Below are 17,980 nucleotides of genomic sequence, written 5' to 3' on the forward strand. Positions count from 1 at the left end.
CCTCTAGTTGCCCTGGTTCGCGCCGGGCAGCAGCGGCGGGAGCGAGGGCAGCACGCGCGGGACGCCCGGCGCGGCGGGCGCCTGGCTCGCCGGCGCCTGCTGGGCGGGTGCCGCCGTCGTCGGCGCGGCCGTGTCGGACGGCTCGACGGCGGGTGCGCCTGCGGGCGGCAGCGGGTCCGGGGAGGCCGGGGCCGAGCCGCCGATCTTCACGCCGTCCTTCACCGCGCCGGTCAGCGGGGCGAAGCCGGAGTTGTCGCCGAGCAGCGAGCCCATGTTGCAGCTCACGCGGCGGGTGCCCGCGTCCCAGGACGCCTGGTTGACGTTGGTCCAGTAGACGGTGAGCTTCGAGTCGGTGAGCTTCTGCGCGCCGACCGCGTTCTGCGCGACCTTGGCGCACTCGGGCTGCAGGTAGTTGTCCTGGTCGTCGACCGAGGGCAGGTTCCCGGTGAACTTCTGGCCGAGGTCCACGGTGCCCGCGACCTCGGCGGCGTGGGTCTTCGCGCACGAGGAGACCGGGTCGGACACCTCCTTGCCGTTGAGCCCGAGGCAGGTGCCCGGCGAGAAGACCACGGCCTGGTCGGCGTCGGCGACCTTGCCCGTCGACGAGAACAGCGCCCCGCTGGTCCCCGGGGCCTGCAGGCCGCAGCGCACCGTGCGGTCACCGTCGGCCCAGGCGGCGGCCGTGGGCTTGAGCGCGCCCACCTTGTAGCGGCCGGTCGGGTCGAGCGGCTTGCCCACGTACTTCTGCACCAGCGTCCCGCACTGGTTGGAGACGACGGTCTGCCAGGCGGCGTCGTTCGGGAACGGCGCGCCGTCGGGCTGCGCCGCGTTCACCGGGCCGGCCGTCTCGAACAGGTGCGACTGCGTGCAGTCGACCTGCTTGACGTCCGAGCCGTCGGCGCGCTGCCAGTTCAGGCACGTGCCCGGGGCGGAGGAGAGCTCCGGACGGTCCGACGCCGGACCACTGCTCGACCCGCCGAGGACCCCCGGCGACGAGCCGCTCGAGTCGCCCGCGAGCCCGAGGAAGCCCAGCCCGTTCCCGGTGGCCGCGAAGGCACTGGCGGCGAGGAGCATGATCAGCGCACCGGCCAGGATGCCGACGACCCCGCGGCGCGCGACCAACCGTCGCGCGGCGTGATCGTCGGTGTCGTCCGCCGCCCGATCGTGGCTGTCGTCGTTGCGTCCTCGGCCCGAGGACGGACGTTCCCGTAGGACCATGGTGCTGACATCATGCCGCGTGCCGGACTTGTCTTCCTCGTGGGGGGACCCTTAACCGGTCGGGTGGGACGGGAGTGAGGACATGAGCGAGGACACCGGCGGCACGCCGCGCCGGACCGACGGATCCGCGGACGACGCGACGCCGCCGTCGGGCACCCCGGCCGTCGGTGGCTCCTCCGCGTCCGGGGCGCCCACCGAGCGCACCGCTGAGCCCTGGTGGAACGCGAGCTCCGACGGGGAGACGGCCGGCGGGTCGACCGGCCGCCACGCCGCGGTGGGGGAGGTCGAGGAGCCCGACTCGACGGACACGACCGGAGAGGCCGCCGCGGGTGCCCCCGACGAGGAGCCGCGACGCGGCCGGGTCCGCTACCAGGACCCCGAGACCACGACGCCGCGGGAGCCGACCGTCGCCGAGCAGCGCGCGCGGCGGGAGGCCGAGCGCCGGCAGAAGGCGCAGGAGGAGGCGGCGGCCGCCGCCGCGCAGCGCAAGTCGAAGATCCGCAAGCGGGTGCTCATCGGGGGCGGGGTCGCCGTCGGGGTCGCGGCCGTCGTCGCCATCGCCTACGCCGCGTCCTCGGGCGGCGGCGACGAGGTCAACGCCCAGTGCACCGACCAGAACGGTGTGGTCGTCGACGACAACTTCTGCTCGGGCACCCCGACCAACGGGTCGTACCACGGCGGCTTCGTCCCGATCTTCCTCGGCGGGTTCGGCAACCAGTACCACTACAACTACGGCTCGAGCTCGCCCATCGGCACCGTCGCGAGCGGCGGATCGACCACGGCACCGCCCAGCGGTACGAGCATCCGCAGCGGCACCTCGGGCAGCAGCCTCGGCTCCACGTCCTCCAGCGGGACGGTCAGCCGCGGCGGCCTCGGCGTCTCGGGGAGCTCGTCCTCGTCGGGCTCGGGGTCCAAGGGCTCGTCGTCGGGCTCGGGTTCGTCGTCCGGCTCCGGCTCGTCGTCGGGCAGCTGAGCAGCACCCCCACCACCCGAGAGGACGCGCGTGCGTCGCGAGAGGTCGACCCCCCGCCCCGACTGGCGCCGGAAGATCGAGGAGCAGGGGCTCGTCTTCGGCACCCCGGCCGCCGGGCAGAACGGCGCGCGGCCCTACTGGGACGAGTCCGTGCACTACGTGTTCGACATGGCCGAGATCCTCTCGCTGGAGGCCGACGTCGAGCTGCTGCACTCGATGTGCCTGGAGGCCGTGGACCACGTCGTCACCACCGAGCGGTTCCGCGACTTCGCGCTGCCGGAGTGGTGCTGGGAGCAGGTGGCGGACTCGTGGAAGCGCCACGACCCGCACCTCTACGGGCGCTTCGACCTGCGCTACGACGGGTCCGGCCCGGCGAAGCTGCTGGAGTACAACGCGGACACCCCGACGTCGCTGCTCGAGGCCAGCATCTGCCAGTGGTACTGGCTCAAGGACGTCTTTCCCGACCAGGACCAGTGGAACTCGCTGCACGAGAAGCTGGTGGCGCAGTGGTCCGCGATCGCCGGCGACCTGCCGCGCAGCGAGGTCCACTTCTGCTGGTCGCAGGCCGAGACCACCGGTGAGGACCACGTCACCACGGCCTACCTGCAGGAGACCGCCGCCGAGGCCGGGCTGGACACCGTGGGCCTCGCGATCGAGCAGATCGGCTGGGACTCCGCGCTGGACCGGTTCGTCGACCTCGAGGAGTCGCCGATGAGCTGTGTCTGCAAGCTCTACCCCTGGGAGTGGATCCTCGGCGACGACTTCGGGAAGCACGTCACCCGCAGCCTCCCGGAGACCCAGTGGGTCGAGCCGCTGTGGAAGACCCTGCTGTCGAACAAGGCGATCCTCGCGGTGCTCTGGGAGATGTACCCCGGCCACCCGAACCTGCTGCCCGCCTCGCTCGGCGATCCCGGGTTCCTCACCGAGTACGTCCGCAAGCCGCTGCTCGGCCGCGAGGGCGCGAACGTGCAGATCGTCGCCGGCGCGGGCGAGCCCGTCGTCGAGACCGGCGGCGTCTACGGCGAGGAGGGCTACGTCTACCAGCTCTTCGACCCGCTGCCCGAGTTCGACGGGTACCGCCCCGCCCTCGGCGCCTGGATCGTCGGCGACGAGTCCGCCGGGCTCGGCATCCGGGAGACGACCGGTCTGGTCACCGACAACGGCGCCGCGTTCGTCCCGCACCGCATCCCGGACTGATGAGCACCGGACACGAAGCATTCAACGGAGCACGCCGATAGGGGAGCTGGACCATCGGTGCCGCTCGACGGCTGTGGGCGCTCTACGAGCCGGTCCACGCGCTCACCTACTTCGCCCCGGCCGCGCTCGCGGTGGCGGAACCCCTCGGCGACTCGTTCTGGGCCCGCTACGTCGCCCAGCGCGCCGCCCCGCTGGAGGACGTCCCGACGGCGGTCGTGGTCGCCGCCTTCGGGGGCTTCGCGCCCGACCGCATCGCCGACGCGCGGGCCGGCATCGCCCCGGACGCCACCCCGACGACGGCCCTGGAGACCCGGCTGCGCGGGATCGACGCGGCCGTCGCCGAGCTCCCGGGCCTTCCCGACGACGCGGTGGTCACCGAGGCGGCCGACCTCGCCTGGACCGCGGCGCAGGCGTGCCAGGACGCCGGCCGCGTGCTCGGCGCGGCGAACCGGGCGATGCCCCGGCCGTCGACGCCGCACCTGGCCCTCTGGCAGGCGACGACGACCCTGCGCGAGCACCGCGGCGACGGTCACCTCGCCGCGCTGGCGGTGCACGGGATCGGGCCGGTGGCCTCGCACGTGCTCAAGGTCGCCGCGGGGGAGTCCCCGGCGCGGGACCTGCGGCTCGGGCGACGGATCGGCGACGAGGCGTGGGACGCGGCGGTGGCCCGGCTGGCCGACGACGGCCTGCTGACACCCGGTCACGAGGACGGCGGCCCGACGTTGACGGCGGCGGGCGCGGCCCTGCACCGGGCCGTCGAGGACGCCACCGACCGCGCGGCCGCCGGGCCGTGGGAGGCGCTGGGCCCCGAGCACACCGACCGGCTGGCGACGCTGCTCGAGCCGATCGCGGCCGCCGCGCGATCGGTGGTCCCGCCGGTCAACCCGATCGGGCTCCCACCCCGAGAGGACGCTGGTGCACCCGGATCCCGCTGATCCGGGTGCATGAACGTCTCCTCGACGGTCGGGGCAGGCGGGGGGCCGCTAGGGTGCGGCGTCTCTTTCGTCCGGATGGACCCGCACGGAGGCCTGCGTGCTGACGCCCGACTTCTTCCCCACCCTCTTCGGCAACATCGGCCTGATCGCCCTCTACGCGGTGCTCGGCGCCGTGCTCATGTACGTCGGCTACTTCGCGATCGACCTGACCACGCCCGGTGACCTGCGCGGGCTGGTGCGCGAGGGCAGGCCCAACGCCGTCGTGGTGTCCGCGTCCGGGCTGGTGTCGATGGCGCTGATCGTGGTGGTCGCGATCTACATCTCCGGGGGCGGGCTGCTCGCGGGGGTCATCAACACCGCGGTCTACGGCCTGGTCGGGATCCTCGCGCAGGTCCTGGTGGTGCGCGGGCTCGAGGCGGTGTCGCGCCTGGACGTCGGCGCCTGCCTGCACGACGAGTACTTCACCCCGGTGTCCGCCATGATCGCGGGGATGCACGTGGCGATGGGGCTGGTCGTGGCGGTCGCGATCATCTGATCCGACCTGCGGGTGTCGCGTCCGGGCGACGCCTCGTGGCTGTCTACCCTCTCGACCGGGCGGCACTGCGCCGCCGGGGGGAGGAGAGATGGCGGCGGGGACCTCCATCGAATCACCGAGAGTGCCGGACCCGGCGTCCTCGGGCGGTGTCCCCTCCCCGGATCCCGGCCACGTCGCCCTACGGCCGCGACTGCTGGTGGCCCTCGGCGCCCTCGCCGTCGTCCTCGCGATCGGCGCGGCGCTCGCCCCCGTCGTCGTGTCGACCCCGACGCTGGTCTGGCCGCAGGCCGGTCGGCCCGCCACATCGACCACCCTCGCGCTCGCCCCGCCGCGGCCGCTGTCGTTCGACGCGACCGTCCCGTGCGCCGCGCTCGCCGGCAGCGGGCCCGGGACCGTCGAGGCGCTGCGCACCGCCCCGCCGGGCGACTCGCTCGGGCTGCTCGTCGCGGCCCACGGCGACGGCCCCGCACGCCGGATCACCGTCGACCTCGACCGGCAGCGCCTGGTCGACACGCCGCTCGGGTCCACGGCGTGCACCTGGGCGATCTCGGTCACCGCGGGCACGCCCCCACGGGTGACCCGCGACGGCGTCCCGATCGCCCTGGCCTGTGGGGCCTGCGCCGCCGTGGAACCCCCGTACGTCACCCGGCTGTCCACCGACCGGGCGGGCACCCCCGGGCTCGGCGTCGAGCTGCGCCCCGACGACCGCTACGACTCCTCGCCCTCGACGCTCAAGACGGGGCTGCTCGTCGCCCTGCTCGTCGTCCTGGCAGCACTGGTCGCGGTGCTGATCGGCCGCCCGCGCCGCGGCCCGCCCGGCCTCGGGGCGCGGCTGCGTCGTCGCGCCGGCGGCCTGCTGGCCCGGGCCCGCGCGCACCGCTCGCCGGCGGACGCTGTGGTGGTCGTCGTCTCGGGGGCGTGGGCCGTGCTCGGCCCGACGAACTTCGACGACTCCTGGTATCCGCTCATGGCCCGGGCGGCGACGCAGACCGGGACCATGGCCAACGCGGTCTACATGTTCGACGCGACCGAGGCCCCGTTCGTCGCGTCGCAGTATCTCGTGCAGGTCTGGGGCGCGATCGGCGGCTGGTCGCTGCTGTGGATGCGGCTGCTCGCCACGATCCTCGGTCTGCTGGCCTACGCCGGGCTGCGGATCTACACGGTGCTCGCCCTGCGCGGGTCCGGGGTGCGCGAGGCGAAGGTCCCGTGGGCGCTGCTCGTGGCGTACCTGCTCTGGTGGATGCCCTACGGGCTCACGCTGCGCCCCGAGCCGCTGATCGTGCTGCTGTCCGTGGTGGTGCTGGTGTGCGGGCAGCTCGCGCGCCGCTGGGGACCGAAGGGCGCGGTCGGCGCCGTCGCGGTGGCGGCCGCGGCCGCCTCGGTGTCGCTGATGTGCTCGCCGACGGGGCTGGTCGCCGTCGCGCCGCTGCTGGTGGACGCGCCGCGGGGGTGGGCCTGGCTGCGCGGCGTCGCGCGGGAGCGGCCCTGGTCGGCGGCCGCCGCGGTCGCGGTCGTCGTCGCAGCGACCACCGTCGCCGTCCCGGTCGGACTCGCCGACGCCTCGGTCGGCGACATCCTCGAAGCGGCGGCGGTGCACGCCTGGTACTACGCGACGGTCCCCTGGTACGACGAGCTCGTCCACTACCAGACCCTGCTCAACCCCGGGGTCACGCCGTGGGCCCGCCGGGCGCCGGTGCTGATCACGCTGGCCGTGCTGCTCGTCGCCGCGATCGCGAGCGGTCGCCGGGACGACCAGGACCCGCTGCGCCGCCTGCTGCTCACCAGTGCGGCGACCACGGGCATCGCGTTCGCCCTGCTCACGATCAGCCCGACGAAGTGGGTGCTGCACTTCCCGGCGGTGGCCGCGTCCGGCACCGTGCTGGTCGCGGTCGCGCTGCTGCGCGCCGCCCTCCCGCGTCAGGAGCGGGCGTTCGCGACGGCGGCCAGTGTCGCGATCCTCGTCGGCGCCGCCGCGGTCACCTTCGCCGGGCTGAACCTCTGGCGACCGTTCTCCGACCGCGGCCAGCCGTTCGGCCCGCACGCCGTCCCCGACCTCACCCGCTCCGAGCAGGGCCTGCTCGCCCCGCACCTCGGGCCGATCTTCCTGCGCAACCCGCTGATCTGGATCGCGATCGCGCTGCTCGCCGCCTGGTGGGCCCGCGCCCGGTGGATGCCGAGGGCGCCGCGGCCCTCGCCCGCCCGCGCGGTGCTGGTGGCGACCTGCCTCGCGGTGGTGGTCGGGCTGGCCGGGGTGTTCGTGCTCGCGCCGATCCGCCAGTACCCGGGCTGGACGGTCGCGCTGGGCAACGTCCACGACGTCGTCCACAGCGCCTGCGGACTCGAGAACGAGGTGTCGGTGCTGCGTCCCGCGCCGACGCCGCTGGGGACACCCACAGCCCCCGTGCTCACCGGGGACTTCGCCGCCGCCGTCGGGAGCCCCGTCCCGCGCGACGTCCCGGGCCTGGGCACCGTGTGGCACACCGACGCGCCCGCGCGGAGCGGCGAGGGCTCGCTCGACTCCGGGTGGTTCCCGCTGCCGGCCGCGGCCGGGACGCCCGCTCCCGCCGGTGACCCGCAACCCGGCGCCACCGACGTCGTCGTCCCCGTCCTGGCCAGCAGCGCGGACGGCGCGATCCATGCCGGCGTACGCCTCGAGATCGGCACCGGCCCGGTCGGTGCTCCCACCTCGGTGACCAGCGAGAAGGTCGGGCTCTCGCCCGCCGCCGACGAGCGCACCTGGCAGGAGATCCCGATCTCGTTGGTCGGCCGGCCGGGCCACCCGACCGCGGTCCGTGTCGTCGCGGACTCCCCGACCGGCGTCCTCGCCGTCGCCCAGCCCTGGATCGGCGGGGCGCGGCCGGTGCGGGAGCTGCTCGACACCCCGGACGGGAAGGGTGTGCCGGTCCGCGCCGACCAGATGAGCTCGGCCCTGTGGCCGTGCGTGAACCAGCAGATCGTCGCGGGCGGCGTCGCCCCGCCGACGCAGTACCGGATGCAGGCGGGGGAGGACCTCGGCCCGAACTACACCGGCCTGTGGACCGACGACACCCTCGGCGGCGTGTGGCGCGGCGAGGAACTGGAGTCGACCTACGTGCGCCTCCCGACCTCGGTCCCGGTCGGCGGCCCCGCCACCCGCCCGTGGGGCTCGGTCGACGTCGTCGTGCACGACCTCCCCACCGGCGGGTACGCGCTGGAGCCCGGCACGACGACCCGCTCCGGCCTGGCCCGGCTGCCCACCCTCGCCCGCGAGTCGTACGCCGGGATCGAGTACCAGGGCGTCGACGACTGATCATCAGCCCGGCTCGTCCCCGGGTGTCCGGATCGTGACGGCGGGTGACGCCACGGGGGTCACCCCGACGACGGCCGCCGGATTCGCGCTCGCCATGATGGGTCTCACGCGCCGTCGTCCTGCGGCGCCCACCGGAGAGGGGGAGCATGTCCGGATCCACCGACGTCGCGGTGGTCGGCGCAGGCCCGTACGGGCTGTCCGCCACCGCGTTCCTGCGCCACCAGGGCACGTCCACACACACCTTCGGTGAAGTGATGGGCTCGTGGCGCCACCAGATGCCTCAGGGGATGATCCTGCGCTCGAAGGAGCGCGCGTCCTCGATCGCGCACCCCGTGCCGGGGCACACCATCACCTCGTGGGCCCGCGCCCACGACATCGCCCTCGACAACCCGGCCTCGCTCGAGCACTTCCTCGCCTACGGCGAGTGGATCTCCGAGCGGATCGTGCCCGACCTCGACCACCGCCGCGTGGAGCAGGTCGCGCGGGAGGGCTCCGGCTTCTCGGTGCACCTCGACGACGGCGACCGGATGCACGCCGAGCGGGTGGTGCTCAGCGTCGGGCTGCTCAACATGGAGCGCTCGGTGCCCGAGCTCGAGAACCTCCCCCAGGGCACCGTCTCCCACGTGGCCCACCACGAGGACCTCTCGGTGTTCGCCGGGAAGCGGGTCCTCGTCCTCGGCCTCGGGCAGAGCGCGCTCGAGAACGCCGCGATCCTCGCCGACCTCGGCGTGGACGTGTCCGTCACGGCCCGTTCGAAGGCGGTGCACTGGCTCGGCCCGCACCGTCCCGGGACCCCGACGTTCCGGCAGAAGTGGCGGGTGCCCCCGACGGACGTGGGCGGCCGCGCCACCGGCTGGATCGCCGCCACGCCCGAGACCTACCGGCGGCTGCCCGCGCGGGCCCAGCTCGAGGTCCGCAAGCGCTGCCTGTTCCCGGCCGGCTCGCACAACCTGCGCGCCCGCCTGGAGCACGTGCCGTTCCACCTCGGCAGCGCGATCCGGTCCGCCGAGTACACCGGCGGCGAGATCGTCGTGACGCTGAAGGACGGGTCCACGCTGAAGGCTGACCACATCATGGCCGGCAGTGGCTACGACTACGACGTCGCGCGCTACGACCTGCTCGACAAGGAGCTGCTCGGCGAGGTGGAGCTCCTCGACGGGTTCCCGAAGCTCGGCAAGGGCTTCGAGTCCTCGGTGCCCGGGCTGCACTTCCTCGGGGCGCCCGCGGTCCGCTCGTTCGGTCCGGTGAACCGCTTCGTCACGGGCACCTGGTACGCCGGGCCCGAGATCGCGCGCCGCATCGCCGGCAAGCGCGGCCCGACGATGCGGGTGGCCTTCCCCGTGGGGTCGCACTCGATCGCCTGACGGATCTCCCAGTACGGCACGAACGGCTCGTTCGTCACCTTCAAGAGTGACGAACGAGCCGTTCGTTCGTTCCGGGGCTGGGCCGAACGGCCGAACAGGCGACCAGCTGAACGGCCGCGCGGGCCGCTCAGCGCGGCTTGCGCAGACGCGGCACCCAGGTCCGGGTGAACCGCTGCAGCACCGGCGACGCCCGGCCCACGAGCATCGGCAGGAACGGCAGCGGGTCGTCGAGGGCGAACCAGCCGTGCTCGGTCGACGGCGGGCGGCCGTCCGGCGCCGGACCGTCGGTGCGGTCGCCGCGGTACGCCACGCGGGCGGCGTAGTCGAAGTCCTCGACCACGAACGCCCGCCCCTCCGGGAACCGCGCGTGGGGCACCGGACGGCCGGTGAGGGCCAGGTGCTGGGCGCGGACGACGTCGAGGCCTGCCTCGTCCTCGAAGAGCCGGAACTGCGCCCCGACCCGCGGGTTGAAGTCGACGAGCTTGTAGCGCCCGTCGCGCAGGTCGCGGCGCCAGTCGAGGTCGGCGATGCCGCGGAACCCGACGGTGTCGAAGAGCCGCCGGGCGTGGTCGGCGAGCTCGTCGTTCCAGCGGGCCCGGCCCGCCGTCGTGAACCCGGCGTGCGGCGGCCACGAGCGCAGCTTCACGCCGGTGAACAGCGCCTCCTGGCCCGGCGCGTCCGGTCCCGGCCACCAGGCGTGCACCACCCAGTCCTCGGCGGTCTCGCGCGGCACGTACTCCTGCAGGATCAGCGACGGCACGTCGTCCCAGTCGAGCGCCATCGCCCGGAGCCGGTCCGGGGTCTCGACGACGGTGGACGAGCGCACCGTCGGGTGGCGGTGGCGCTCGAACGGGTCCCGGCTCTTCACGACGACGGGGAACGCGCCGGTGGCGGCGTACTCCTCGACGTCGGCGAGGTTCTCCGGGAAGACCGTCATCGGGGTCGGGATGCCGTGGGCGCTGCAGAGCCGGAAGAGCCCCTCCTTGCTGGCGACACGGCGGGGCAGGCCCGGGTCGGCGCAGCGCGGGAAGAGGAAGTCGTCGGCGAGCCCGGGCTCGTCGGCCAGTTCCGACACCACCGCCGCGGCCTCGTCGTCGGTGGTGACGAGCACGGCGGGCCGCCCGATCGCCTTCGCGATGCCGTGCAGGCCCTCGGCGAGCTCGGCCGGGTCCTCGCTGCCGGTCGTGGGCCACGAGAACCGGCCGTGCAGGTGTCGCGAGAGGGCGGCCGGGGTGAACCGCCCCTCGGTGACCGCGTAGACGTCCACGCCGCAGCGACCGAGGCTGCGGACCACGCCGACGCCCCCGTGGTGCAGCGGGTAGTTGCCGAGCTTGAGCAGCAGCGCGGGCACCGAGCGGTCCAGCTCCACCCGGTTCCGCGCCGAACCGTGCGCGTCCAGCAGCACGACGCACCCCTCCCCCTGTCGCCGGATCCGACCGTGCTCGGGAGGTCCAACGACGTCGTCGCACGGACGGCCGTCCGGTTCGTCCCGCTCGTCCGGACCGTCGCCCGATCGGATGACACGCTGGTCAGGAGCGTAGACGGGGGCGGCGCCGATCCCGGGGGCAGGAGCCCGGTCGAATCGGCGCCCCGGCCGTGCGAGCGGCGAGAATCGGGTCCATGCGCTCCCCCCGGCTGGTCGCCAGCGACGTCGACGGCACGTTGCTGGGCGCCGACGGGCACCCGGGGCCGCGCCTGCTCGCCGTCCTCGACCGGATGCGCGACGCGGGCGTGCCGCTGGTGCTCGCGACCGGCCGCCCGCCGCGCTGGATCCTCCCGGTGTGCGACGCGATCGGGCTGCGCGGACTCTGCGTCGCCGCCAACGGGGCGGTGCTCTGGGACGCGGGCACCGACGAGGTCCTCGAGGCCGCGGAGTTCGACCGTGACGTGCTCGTCGAGGTGATCGACCGGCTGCGGGTGGCCCTGCCCGGTGCCGGGCTCGCGGTCGAGCGGGTGCCGCGCCCGGGCGTCGCGGAGTTCTGCTGCGAGCCGGCCTACGAGCACGCCTGGCCGAACTCCGACCACGTCGAGGTCCCGGCGGCCGAGCTCACCGCGGAGCCGGCCGTGAAGGTCCTCGCCCGACGCCGGGGGATCGCCAGTGACGTCCTGGCCCGGGCCGTGCGCGCCGGGCTCGGCGAGCTCGTGGACGTCACGTTCTCCGCGGGCGGCGGGCTCGTGGAGTGCTCGGTGCGCGGCGTGACGAAGGCCCACGGGCTCGCGCAGGCGGCCGTGCACCTCGGGGTGGACGCCGACGCGGTCGTGGCGTTCGGCGACATGCCCAACGACCTCGAGATGCTGCGCTGGGCCGGCCACGGCGTCGCGATGGGCAACGCGCACCCCGAACTGCACGCCGCCGCCGACGAGGTCACCGCCCACCACGACGAGGACGGGGTGGCGCTCGTGCTGGAGCGCTGGTTCTGACCCCGACCCCGCGGGGTGGACGCCCGGCGTCGGGCGGTCGACGCCCGGGTGAGCACGAGGCCGACGCCACGCGCACGCGAGCCTCCCTGACAGGCGCTTGTCAAGGCCCGCGTAGCATCGCCCCGGTTGTCCGCCCACCCGTCCGGTGGGCCCTGACCTGACTCGGGGAGACCCGGGAGGAGGACGTGTGCTCGATCGGGCGCCCGATGTGAGCGACGACCCGGCCGCCGAGGTCGCCGCGCTCACCGCCGTCCAGCGGCGCATCGACCACCCCTCGGTGGTGCGCGGTGCGCAGGCGATGTCCCTGTTCGGTGAGCACGCCGCCGGGTGGCTCGCCATCGGTGCCGCGGGTGCCGCGCTCGACCGGCCCCGCCGCCGGCAGTGGCTCACCGCCGCCGCCGCCGTCGCGGGGGCGCACGGCGCCTCCATCGCGGTGAAGCGCGTCGTCCGCCGGCCGCGGCCGCACGACCCGCGCATCGCGGTGTACGTCGGCACGCCGAGCCGGCTGAGCTTCCCCTCCTCGCACGCCACGTCCACCACCGCGGCGGCGCTGCTCTACGGCGGCCTGCTCGGGCGGCCCGGCGTCGCCCTCCCGACCGTGCCCGCGATGGCGCTCTCGCGCCTCGTGCTGGGCGTCCACTACCCGACCGACGTGCTGGCCGGATCCGCCCTGGGGGCGGTGTGCGCGCTCGGCGCCCGCCGTCTCATCGCGCGCGGATCCGTCGGCCGCTGGAGGACTGCATGACGATGTCCCAGGACGCGAAGCCCTCCGAGGCGACACCCTCCGACGTCGAGACACCCGCCGACGTCGAGACCACGGACGCGTCGCGCCCGGAGTCCGACGGCGCCGGTGAGCTCGCCGCCGAGGCGCTCGAGGAGCGCGAGCCGGAGGACGCCCCCGACGACACCGCGGTGCCGGTGGTCCGCAAGGGGCCGCTCGCGCTGCCGCTGGGCGTGCTCAAGACGATGCGCCCCAAGCAGTGGGTGAAGAACGTGCTGGTCCTGGCGGCGCCGTTCGCCGCGGGCCGGCTCGGCGAGGTCGGCGTGCTCACCCACGTCCTCGTCGCCTTCGTGGTGTTCTCGCTCGCCGCGTCCGGGGTCTACCTGGTCAACGACGCCCGCGACGTCGAGGCCGACCGCGCCCACCCGAAGAAGCGCTTCCGGCCGATCGCGGCCGGCGTGGTGCCGGAGTCCGTGGCCTACGGGGTCGCCGTGGTGCTCTTCGCCGGGGCCATCGCGCTGAGCTTCCTGGCGAGCCGCAACCTCGCGGTGGTCGCCGCGGTCTACATCGTCGTGCAGCTGGCGTACTGCCTGTGGCTCAAGCACGAGCCCGTGATCGACATCTGCATCGTGTCCTCCGGCTTCCTCATGCGCGCGATCGCCGGTGGCGCCGCGGCGACGCTCTACCTCTCGCCCTGGTTCCTGCTGACCATGGCGTTCGGGTCGCTGTTCATGGCCGCGGGCAAGCGCTACGCCGAGATGCGTCTCGCGGAGCAGACCGGCGCGAAGATCCGCAAGTCGCTCGAGCGCTACTCGTCGTCGTACCTGCGGTTCGTGTGGTCGCTCTCGGCCACCGTCGTGATCATGGCGTACGGCCTGTGGGCCTTCGGGATCGGCGTGCTCTCCATCCCCGGCCGTCTCCCCACCCCGCCGAGCATGTGGGCGATCATCTCGGTCGTGCCGTTCGTCGTCGCCATCCTGCGCTACGCGGTGGACGTCGACGGCGGCAACGGCGGCGAGCCCGAGGAGATCGTGCTGCACGACCGCGTGCTGCAGGTCCTCGGTGTCGCCTGGGTGGTGCTGGTCTTCCTCGCGGTCGAGCTCAGCCCCCTCCCGCGCTGACGTCCCACCGAACCGGAACGGCACCGCCGTACGGACACCGGACATGAGGAGGCGGACACGGTGAGCGCGCCGGCCCCGGGGTGGACCCGACGGGCCCCGCTGCTGTGGGCCCTGGTGCGCTACGCGCTCGTGGGGGTCGTGAACGCCGCGACCTACTACGTGGTCTACCTGCTCGTGCTCCGCGAGGTCGGCTACCTCACCGCGCACGTCATCGGGCTGGGCGCCGCGATGATCGTGTCGTTCTTCCTGAACTGCCGCGTGACGTTCCGCGTGCGGCCGTCGTGGCGCCGCTTCCTGCTCTACCCCGCCTCGCAGGCGGTCAACGTGGCCGCGACGACGGTCGGGGTGGTCGCGCTCGTCGGCGTCGGCGTGGACGAGCGCCTGGCCCCGCTCGTGGCCGCGGTGCTCGCGGTGCCGGTGAGCTTCCTCGCCACCCGGCTCGTGCTCGCCCACCACCGCGCCACCACGACCACCGGGCCGATCCCGGTCGTGACGGCCACCGGCCCGGTCCCCACCGCGAGCCCGACCGCCGACACCGGCCCGATCCCGGTCGTGCCCGACGACCCGGGGACCCGCAGCCCCGGCACCGGGCCCCTCGCGACGGTGGACCCGGCCGCCGCCGCGGTCCTCGAGGAGGACCCGGCGACCCTTCAGCTCATCGCCGTTCGACGGTGATCGTCGTCCACGCCCCGACGTGGATGCTGTCGCCGGAGCCCAGCGGGACGGCGGTGCCCGGTTCGAGGCGCTCGGCCGCGTAGTTCACCGAGGTCCCGTTGGTGGACCCGGCGTCGAGCACGACCCAGCGGTCCGGACCGACCGCGAGCAGCACGGCGTGCAGGTGCGAGACGCCGGGGTCGCGCGGCGGGCCGGTCAGGTCGATCCCCGGCACCTCGTCGTCGTCGGCGACGGAGGCCGACGGGTCCTCGTCCGGGACCCCGCGCCGCCCGATGCGGATCTCCTCGCCGCGCAGCGCGATCTCGAACTCCACCGGCTCGCCGGGGAAGGCGGGCACCGCGACCGGGTCCGTGGCGGGCTCGGCCCGCGCGCGCACCAGCTCGTAGTGGTCCCGGTCGGCCCAGACGCGCGCCGTCCAGCCCGTCATGGTCGGCCCGGCCGGGACGGGTCGTCGGTGTCCGCGGCCCGGTCGTCCTCACCGGGAGCGTCCACGTCGTCGCCGTCGAGCGGGATCAGGATGGGCCCGGTGTCGTCGCTGCCGTCGGGGCGCGGGCCCCACTCGCCGTCGCCGTCGGCGGGGTCGAGCGGGAGCAGCGCCACGGTGGTGTTGTCGTGCCCGCCGTCCGCCAGCGCCGCGTCCACGAGGGCGCGGGCGTCGGCGAGGACGTCGTCGCCGCTCAGGAGCCCCGCGAGCCGGTCGGCGTCGGGGAGGTGGTTCCACAGCCCGTCGCTGCAGAGCAGCAGGAACCCGGGTCCGGCGGGCCGGAAGCGCCGCGCGCGGGCGGGTCCCTCGGGGGAGTCGTGGCCCAGCCACCGGGTGAGCACGTGGGCGCGGCGGTCGGCGTGGGCCTGCTCCCGCGTCATGACGCCCGCCGCGGCGATCTCCTCGGCCCACGAGTCGTCGGTGGAGAGCAGCTGCGAGGTGCCGTCGGAGGCCAGCCAGTACACCCGGCTGTCGCCGACCCAGGACACCACCGCGGAGCCGGCCCGGGTGACCGCGCCGGTGTAGGTGGTCGCGGGCGGGTCGTTCGGGTCCCCGAAGCGCACCAGGTCGGCCGCGGCCTCGGCCGCCGCGCTGGCGCCCGCCGCGGCCAGGTTGTCGAGCCCGCCGCGGCGGTCGTGGCCGTGGGCGACCACCCGGGTGAGGACCGCCGCGACCGCGGCCTCGGCCCCGGCCAGGGAGGCCTCGTCACCGCGGCGGGCCGAGGCGACGCCGTCGCAGACCGACGCGACGAGCACCTCGCCCGTCGGGGTCGCGATCCGGCCCAGCGCGCAGGCGTCCTCGTTGCGCCGCCGGCGCAGGCCGCGGTCGGTGACCGCGGCGGCCGGGCCGAGCCGGAACTCCACGTGGTCGCGTACCGCGGGCCGCCGCGTCCCACAGTTCCCGCAGCTCCCGTCGGCCGCCCGGTCCGGGCCCGCGCCGCACTCCGGGCAGTCGGCCTCCTCGATCTCCGCGCGCGTCGCGTCGAGGACCGCGCGCAGGTCGGTGTGCTCGCCGGCGCTGCCCGCGGGACCGACGGACTGCACGGGGACCCCGCCCGTGGGGTCCGGGTCCTGGGCGGACGCGGTCCCACGGGTCGCGGCGCCACCGTCCGGCACGGCGGCCGGGATCGCCGTCCCGGGGCTCGAGGGGTCGGAGCCCGGGTCGTCGGAGCCGTTCGTCGCGGACGGCGGCGCGGAGGACTCGGTCACGTCGGGAAGGCTCCTCGGGGGGCGTGCGCAGGGGCGGGCGCGGCGGGGCGGCTGGGATCATCTTGGTGCACGGCGTCCGCGGTGTCCGTCCCACCCACGCCGAGGGCGGCGAGGAGGTCCGTGCCCAGGGCCGCGACATCGGCGTGACGGAGCCCGGGATCGGCCGCGGTCGCCCGCGTGATCACCGGATCCAGGGGCGTCGGGTCCTCGACGGGGCGGCGCGGGGCCAGGTGCGGGCGCACCGGCCGACCGAGCAGGACGGCGAGCGTGCGGCCCAGCGCGTAGACCTCCGAGGCGACCGAGGGGCCGGCTCCGCCCGGCGCGATCTCCGGCGCGAGGAAGCCCTCGGTGCCCCAGACCGGGGCGATGCGGTCGTCGAGGCGCCGCACCGACCCGAGGTCGACCAGGACCGGCCCGTCCGGCGCCCGCAGCACGTTGCTCGGCTTGAGGTCGGCGTGCAGCAGGCCGAGCCCGTGGAGGTGGCCGACCGCCGGGATGACGCCGAGCACGAGCGCGGCCGCGTCGTCGGGGGACAGCGGCCCGCGCGCCGGCCCGCCGTGGACCGGTTCCAGGACGAGGTGGACCGCGTCCGCCGTCGTGACGACGTCGCGCAGCCCGACGAGCGCGGGGTGGCCGTGACCGAGCAGCCGGGCGGGGGTCGCGGCGTCGTCGTCGCGCCGGCGTGCGACGACGACGCTGCCGCCCCGCTCGCCGTCGTCGGCGGTGTAGAGCCAGTCGCCGCCGCGCGCGAGCGGCCCGGTGATCGTCCACCGCCCGCCCAGCACGGTGCCGGGGGCGAGCTCCGGCGCGAGGTCGAAGACGTGGCGACAGTGGGCGCAGGTGCCGCGCAGGCGCCCGGGCCTGCCGTCGCGGGCCCGCCCGACGGGGGCCTCGCAGGACGGGCACCACCGTCGCGACTCCGGGAACAGGGCGGCGGCCCGGGCGAGGAGGTCGTCGGTGGCGTGCCGTCCCCCCGCGGCGGGCCGCAGGCCCTGCCGGGCCCGGCCCGGCCGCGTGCTGTGACGGTCCACCACGTGCTCCCCGTGCGCGGATGAGTCGGCATCCGCTCGCGCCCCGACGGCCCGTCCACCGGGATCGCTGGTGTGACCCGGAGGACGGTCCGAGCACGATACCTCCGCCCTTCGCCGGGGCCCGACCCGTCCACGACCACGGCCCGCGACCGGCCGTCGCGCCAGCTGCGACCCCCGGCGCACCGGGTTCCACCGTCGAGGGGACACCGTCGGTGGACGTCCGGCGGAACGTGACGAGGCACCCGGTGGTGCCCGGGCGCCGAGCGGTTCCGACGCCGGGCCCCCGGGCGCCGGATGGCCGGAAAGGTGCGATGCTGGCTCGACGTACCCCCGTCCGGGGCGGTCGCAGCGCAACCGATTGCGCTGCGCGGCGCCGGACACCGAGCCACGGAGACGCGCAGTGACTTCATCGACTCCGACCCCGTCGACGGGGTCGCAGACGAGCGAGGACCAGCCGTCCGCGGAGAGTGCCCGGCACCGTGTCGACGGCGCCGTTCCCGCGGGTCCGGACAGCAGCTCCCCGGGGGCAGGGAGCACCACCTCCTCCGACGGCGCGGCCACCGACCTCGCGGCGAGCGCCGCCGAGGCCGAGCGGGCCCTCGCCGAGGCCGCGAAGGCCGCCGAGCAGGCGGTCGCCGAGGCCCACGACGACGGGCAGGACGCCGTCAAGAAGGGGTACGACGACGCCCGGCGCGCGGCCGACGAGGCGTTCGAGCAGTCCGCGTCCCGGGCCGACCGCGGGGAGTGAGGCCCGGCCCGCACGGGCGGAGGGGCGGGTCCGTGTCGGGCACAGCGGGGAGGGGCCGCG

Annotated in this window: 16 protein-coding genes; 11 read left to right on the plus strand and 5 right to left on the minus strand. The window is 75.4% G+C overall.

Annotation, left to right across the window (positions count from 1 at the left end):
• Positions 1 to 3 precede the first annotated feature (3 nt).
• Entirely contained in the window at positions 4 to 1,218 is a 1,215-nt protein-coding gene (locus tag LQ327_RS07795; protein ID WP_230731187.1) for a septum formation family protein, read from the minus strand.
• 82 nt (positions 1,219 to 1,300) lie between these two features.
• Here LQ327_RS07795 and LQ327_RS07800 point away from each other — a divergent pair, with 82 nt between their 5' ends.
• The 6 genes from LQ327_RS07800 to LQ327_RS07825 all read left to right on the plus strand — a co-directional run bounded on the left by LQ327_RS07800 (position 1,301) and on the right by LQ327_RS07825 (position 9,511).
• Positions 1,301 to 2,191 carry a hypothetical protein gene (locus LQ327_RS07800; RefSeq protein WP_230731188.1) on the plus strand — a complete coding sequence of 297 codons (891 nt, stop codon included), beginning with the start codon at positions 1,301 to 1,303 and terminating at the stop codon, positions 2,189 to 2,191.
• Positions 2,192 to 2,221: 30 nt separating this feature from the next.
• Positions 2,222 to 3,388, plus strand: a complete 1,167-nt coding sequence (locus tag LQ327_RS07805) for a glutathionylspermidine synthase family protein (protein WP_230731189.1) — start codon at positions 2,222 to 2,224, stop codon at positions 3,386 to 3,388.
• 71 nt (positions 3,389 to 3,459) lie between these two features.
• Entirely contained in the window at positions 3,460 to 4,323 is an 864-nt protein-coding gene (locus tag LQ327_RS07810) for an SCO6745 family protein (protein WP_372460651.1), read from the plus strand.
• 97 nt (positions 4,324 to 4,420) lie between these two features.
• Entirely contained in the window at positions 4,421 to 4,858 is a 438-nt protein-coding gene (locus LQ327_RS07815; RefSeq protein ID WP_230731192.1) for a DUF350 domain-containing protein, read from the plus strand.
• 121 nt (positions 4,859 to 4,979) lie between these two features.
• Positions 4,980 to 8,147: an arabinosyltransferase domain-containing protein gene (locus LQ327_RS07820; RefSeq protein WP_230731201.1), complete on the plus strand. Its 3,168-nt coding sequence runs from the start codon at positions 4,980 to 4,982 to the stop codon at positions 8,145 to 8,147.
• 146 nt (positions 8,148 to 8,293) lie between these two features.
• The gene (locus LQ327_RS07825; RefSeq protein WP_230731203.1) at positions 8,294 to 9,511 is read left to right on the plus strand and encodes an FAD-dependent oxidoreductase; all 1,218 of its coding nucleotides are present in this window, start codon (positions 8,294 to 8,296) and stop codon (positions 9,509 to 9,511) included.
• 127 nt (positions 9,512 to 9,638) lie between these two features.
• Here the strand turns inward: LQ327_RS07825 and LQ327_RS07830 are convergent, their stop codons facing one another.
• The gene (locus LQ327_RS07830; RefSeq protein ID WP_230731206.1) at positions 9,639 to 10,916 is read right to left on the minus strand and encodes a carboxylate--amine ligase; all 1,278 of its coding nucleotides are present in this window, start codon (positions 10,914 to 10,916) and stop codon (positions 9,639 to 9,641) included.
• Between the two features lie 215 nt (positions 10,917 to 11,131).
• On the opposite strand from LQ327_RS07830, the gene LQ327_RS07835 reads away from it, so the two are divergent.
• From LQ327_RS07835 to LQ327_RS07850, 4 genes are all read left to right on the plus strand, one after another.
• Positions 11,132 to 11,932, plus strand: coding sequence for an HAD family hydrolase (locus tag LQ327_RS07835; RefSeq protein ID WP_230731208.1), 801 nt, complete (start codon positions 11,132 to 11,134; stop codon positions 11,930 to 11,932).
• Positions 11,933 to 12,119: 187 nt separating this feature from the next.
• On the plus strand, positions 12,120 to 12,677 hold the full coding sequence (locus tag LQ327_RS07840; RefSeq protein ID WP_230731216.1) for a phosphatase PAP2 family protein: 558 nt from the start codon (positions 12,120 to 12,122) through the stop codon (positions 12,675 to 12,677).
• Positions 12,674 to 13,774, plus strand: a complete 1,101-nt coding sequence (locus LQ327_RS07845) for a decaprenyl-phosphate phosphoribosyltransferase (RefSeq protein WP_230731218.1) — start codon at positions 12,674 to 12,676, stop codon at positions 13,772 to 13,774. The genes LQ327_RS07840 and LQ327_RS07845 overlap by 4 nt, the downstream gene beginning before the upstream one ends.
• Before the next feature lie 60 nt (positions 13,775 to 13,834).
• The gene (locus LQ327_RS07850; protein WP_230731220.1) at positions 13,835 to 14,449 is read left to right on the plus strand and encodes a GtrA family protein; all 615 of its coding nucleotides are present in this window, start codon (positions 13,835 to 13,837) and stop codon (positions 14,447 to 14,449) included.
• On the opposite strand, the gene LQ327_RS07855 is transcribed toward LQ327_RS07850, so the two are convergent.
• The 3 genes from LQ327_RS07855 to LQ327_RS07865 are packed head-to-tail and all read right to left on the minus strand — an operon-like array spanning position 14,430 to position 17,172.
• Positions 14,430 to 14,876, minus strand: coding sequence for an FHA domain-containing protein (locus LQ327_RS07855; RefSeq protein ID WP_230731223.1), 447 nt, complete (start codon positions 14,874 to 14,876; stop codon positions 14,430 to 14,432). The two genes, LQ327_RS07850 and LQ327_RS07855, sit on opposite strands and share 20 nt — an antisense overlap.
• Positions 14,873 to 16,141, minus strand: a complete 1,269-nt coding sequence (locus LQ327_RS07860; RefSeq protein ID WP_230731226.1) for a PP2C family protein-serine/threonine phosphatase — start codon at positions 16,139 to 16,141, stop codon at positions 14,873 to 14,875. The genes LQ327_RS07855 and LQ327_RS07860 overlap by 4 nt, the downstream gene beginning before the upstream one ends.
• Positions 16,138 to 17,172, minus strand: coding sequence for a protein kinase domain-containing protein (locus tag LQ327_RS07865; protein ID WP_230731228.1), 1,035 nt, complete (start codon positions 17,170 to 17,172; stop codon positions 16,138 to 16,140). Before LQ327_RS07865 ends, LQ327_RS07860 begins: the two co-directional genes overlap by 4 nt.
• 400 nt (positions 17,173 to 17,572) lie before the next feature.
• On the opposite strand from LQ327_RS07865, the gene LQ327_RS07870 reads away from it, so the two are divergent.
• Complete coding sequence (locus LQ327_RS07870; protein WP_230731229.1) at positions 17,573 to 17,920, plus strand: hypothetical protein; 348 nt, start codon at positions 17,573 to 17,575, stop codon at positions 17,918 to 17,920.
• The last annotated feature ends 60 nt before the right edge of the window (positions 17,921 to 17,980 follow it).

Origin of the sequence: Actinomycetospora endophytica (assembly GCF_021026375.1) — a bacterium.
Taxonomy (GTDB): domain Bacteria; phylum Actinomycetota; class Actinomycetes; order Mycobacteriales; family Pseudonocardiaceae; genus Actinomycetospora; species Actinomycetospora endophytica.